The 3,697-nt window shown below is 66.1% G+C and carries 2 protein-coding genes; both read right to left on the reverse strand.

Translation table 11 applies throughout. The features are described from left to right. On the reverse strand, nucleotides 1-85 hold an 85-nt coding region (locus AS93_RS21165), incomplete at its 3' end, for a hypothetical protein (RefSeq protein ID WP_037009687.1). Then, a partial coding sequence (locus tag AS93_RS0116160; RefSeq protein WP_027591566.1) for a nitrate reductase subunit alpha occupies nucleotides 82-3,697 on the reverse strand: 3,616 nt, incomplete at its 5' end. The genes AS93_RS21165 and AS93_RS0116160, both read right to left, overlap by 4 nt.

Here is a 3,697-nt window from a genome sequence, read left to right on the forward strand (position 1 = left end):
CGTTCTTGCAGGTGATCGAGCAGGTGTGGCAGCCGATGCACTTGTCCAGGTTCATGACCATGCCGACTTGCGAGCGAATCTTCATTTCACGGCCTCCTGGGTGTAGTCGTTGCCTTCGCCATCCAGCCACTTCACATGCTTCATCTTGCGCACGATGACGAACTCGTCGCGGTTGGAGCCGACCGTGCCGTAGTAGTTGAACCCGTAGGACAGCTGGGCGTAGCCGCCAATCATGTGGGTGGGCTTGGGGCACACGCGGGTCACCGAGTTGTGGATGCCGCCCCGGGTGCCGGAGATCTCGCTGCCGGGGGTGTTCAGCAGGCGCTCCTGGGCGTGGTACATCAGCACCATGCCGGGCTTGACCCGCTGGCTGACTACCGCCCGGGCGGCCACCGCGCCGTTGGCGTTGTACAGCTCGACCCATTCGTTGTCTTCCAGGCCGATGCGCGCGGCATCGGTTTCCGAGATCCACACGATCGGCCCGCCACGCGACAGTTCCTGCATCAGCAGGTTGTCGCTGTAGGTGGAGTGGATGCCCCACTTCTGGTGCGGAGTGATCCAGTTGAGGAGGATTTCCGGGTTGCCGTTGCTGATCGCCTTGTGCTCGGCTACCGCCGCTGGCGCACGGGTGTCGATGGGCGGGCGGTAGACCATCAGGCTTTCGCCGAAATCGCGCATCCAGGGATGGTCCTGGTACAGCTGCTGGCGGCCGCTGAGGGTGCGCCAGGGGATCAGCTCGTGAACGTTGGTGTAGCCGGCGTTGTAGGAGACATGCTCGTCCTCCAGGCCGGACCAGGTGGGGCTGGAGATGATCTTGCGCGGCTGGGCGACCAGGTCGCGGAAGCGGATCTTCTCGTCATCCTTGGGCAGCGCCAGGTGGGTGTGATCGCGGCCGGTGATCCGTGACAGCGCTGCCCAGGCCTTGACCGCCACGTTGCCGTTGGTTTCCGGGGCGAGGGTGAGGATCATCTCGGCGGCGTCGGTGGCCGAGGCGAGGCGTGGGCGGCCTTTGGCCGGACCGTCTGGCTTGCGGTAGTTGAGCTTGCCGAGCAGTTCGACCTCGTCCTCGGTTTTCCAGGTGATGCCCTTGCCGCCGTTGCCCAGGGTGTCCAGCAGCGGTCCCACCGAGCTGAAGCGCTCCCACGTCTGGGGATAGTTGCGCTGCACCTCGACCAGCGACGGCATCGTCTTGCCGGGAATCGGCTCGCATTCGCCGCGCTTCCAGTCCAGCACCTCGGGCTGCGCCAGTTCGCCGGGGCTGTCATGCAGCAGTGGAACGGTGACCAGGTCGGTTTCCTCGCCCAGGTGGCCGAGGCAGACGCGCGAGAAGGCCTTGGCGATGCCGTCGTAGATATCCCAGTCGCTGCGCGCCTCCCACGCCGGGTCGGTGGCGGCGGTCAGCGGGTGGATGAACGGATGCATGTCCGAGGTATTGAGGTCGTTCTTCTCGTACCAGGTGGCGGTGGGCAGCACGATGTCCGAGTACAGGCAGGTGGTGGACATGCGGAAGTCCAGGGTCACCAGCAGGTCGAGCTTGCCCTCGCCGGGGTCGTCGCGCCAGACGACTTCCTCGGGCTTCTCGCCGCCGCCCTTGCTCAGGTCGTTGCCCAGCAGGTCGTGGCGGGTGCCGAGCAGGTAGCGCAGCATGTATTCGTGGCCCTTGCCGGAAGAGCCCAGCAGATTGGAACGCCAGACGAACAGGTTGCGCGGGAAGTTGGCCGGGTTGTCCGGGTCCTCGGCGGCGAAACGCAGCGCGCCGCTTTTCAGCTGATCGACCACGTGATCCGCGGTGCTTTTGCCGGCGGCGCGGGCCTCGGCGGCCAGGCGCAGTGGATTGCGATCCAGTTGGGGGGCCGAGGGCAGCCAGCCCATGCGTTCGGCGCGCACGTTGTAGTCGATCAGGCTGCCGCTGTACTTCTCCGGCGGCGCCAGCGGCGAGAGGATCTCGCGAACCTTGAGCTTCTCGAAGCGCCATTGGCTGGAATGGTTGTAGAAGAACGAGGTGCCGTTCATGTGGCGTGGCGGCCGGTGCCAGTCGAGGGAGAACGCCAGCGGCGTCCAGCCGGTCTGCGGGCGCAGCTTCTCCTGGCCGACGTAATGCGCCCAGCCACCACCGCTCTGCCCGACGCACCCGCATAGGATCAGCAGGTTGATCAGCCCACGGTAGGTCATGTCCATGTGATACCAGTGGTTCACCCCGGCGCCTACGATGATCATCGAACGGCCATGGGTCCGGTCGGCATTCTGGGCGAACTCGCGTGCCAGCCGGGTTACCTGGGCCGCCGGCACACCGGTGATGGCTTCCTGCCAGGCCGGCGTATAGGGCTTGGGCTGATCGTAGTCGGTGGCGCCATCATCGGTGCCACTGCCGCCGACCGTGGCTTGCAGACCCCGGTCGATGCCGTGGTTGGCGGCCACCAGATCGAACACCGTCACCGCCAGCACCGTGCTGCCATCGGCGCGCTTGAGCCGCTTGGCAGGCAGGTGGTGGTAGAGCACGTCGCGCACCTTCACATGGGGGAAGTGCTGATGCTCGATGCCGCCGAAATAGGGGAAGGCAACCCGGGTCACGTCGTCATGCCGGCCCAGCAGGGACAGCGCCAGGGATACGGGCTCGCCCTTGGCGTCCAGGGGCTCCAGGTTCCAGCGGCCGTCTTCGCCCCAGCGAAAGCCGATGGAACCGCGCGGCACCACCAGGCGGTCGCCGGTCTCGTCCCAGGCGACCGTCTTCCATTGCGGGTTGTTGTTCTGCCCCAGGTTGGCGACGAAGTCGCTGGCGCGCAGTTGCCGGCCGGGCACATAGCTGCCGTCGTCACGCAGTTCCAGCTCAACCAGCATCGGCAGGTCGGTGTAGCGGCGGACATAGTCGGTGAAGTAGCCGCTGGGGTTCTCCAGGTGGAATTCCTTGAAGATCACGTGGCCCATGGCGATGGCCAGCGCCGCGTCGGTGCCCTGCTTGGGGCTCAGCCACTCGTCGCAGAGCTTGGAGACTTCCGCATAGTCCGGGGTGATGGCCACCGTCTTGGTGCCCTTGTAGCGCACCTCGGTGAAGAAGTGCGCGTCCGGGCTGCGCGTCTGCGGCACGTTGGAGCCCCAGGCGATGATGTAGCCGGAGTTGTACCAGTCGGCGGATTCCGGCACGTCGGTCTGCTCGCCCCAGGTCTGCGGGCTGGAGGGCGGCAGGTCGCAGTACCAGTCGTAGAAGGAGAGGCACACCCCGCCGATCAGCGACAGGTAACGGGTGCCGGCCGCGTAGCTGACCATGGACATGGCCGGAATCGGCGAGAAGCCGATCACCCGGTCCGGGCCGTACTGCTTGACGGTGTAGACGTTGGCCGCGGCGATCAGCGTCTGCATCTCGTCCCAGTCGGCGCGCACGAAACCGCCGTGCCCGCGATCGTGCTTGTACAGGCGGGTCTTGGCCGGGTCTTCGACGATGCTCGCCCAGGCGTCCACCGGGTCCTTGTGCTGCTCCAGTGCCGCCCGCCATAGCTGGATGAGCGGTTTGCGGATCAGCGGGTACTTGAGCCGGTTGGCGCTGTAGAGGTACCAGCTGTAGCTGGCGCCGCGCGGACAGCCACGCGGTTCGTGGTTGGGCAGGTCGGGGCGGGTGCGTGGGTAATCGGTCTGTTGGGTTTCCCAGGTGACCAGGCCGTTCTTCACGTAGACCTTCCAGCTGCACGAGCCGGTGCAGTTC

This window comes from Pseudomonas sp. RL (assembly GCF_000647775.1).
In the GTDB taxonomy this organism is placed as follows: Bacteria; Pseudomonadota; Gammaproteobacteria; order Pseudomonadales; family Pseudomonadaceae; genus Serpens; species Serpens flexibilis.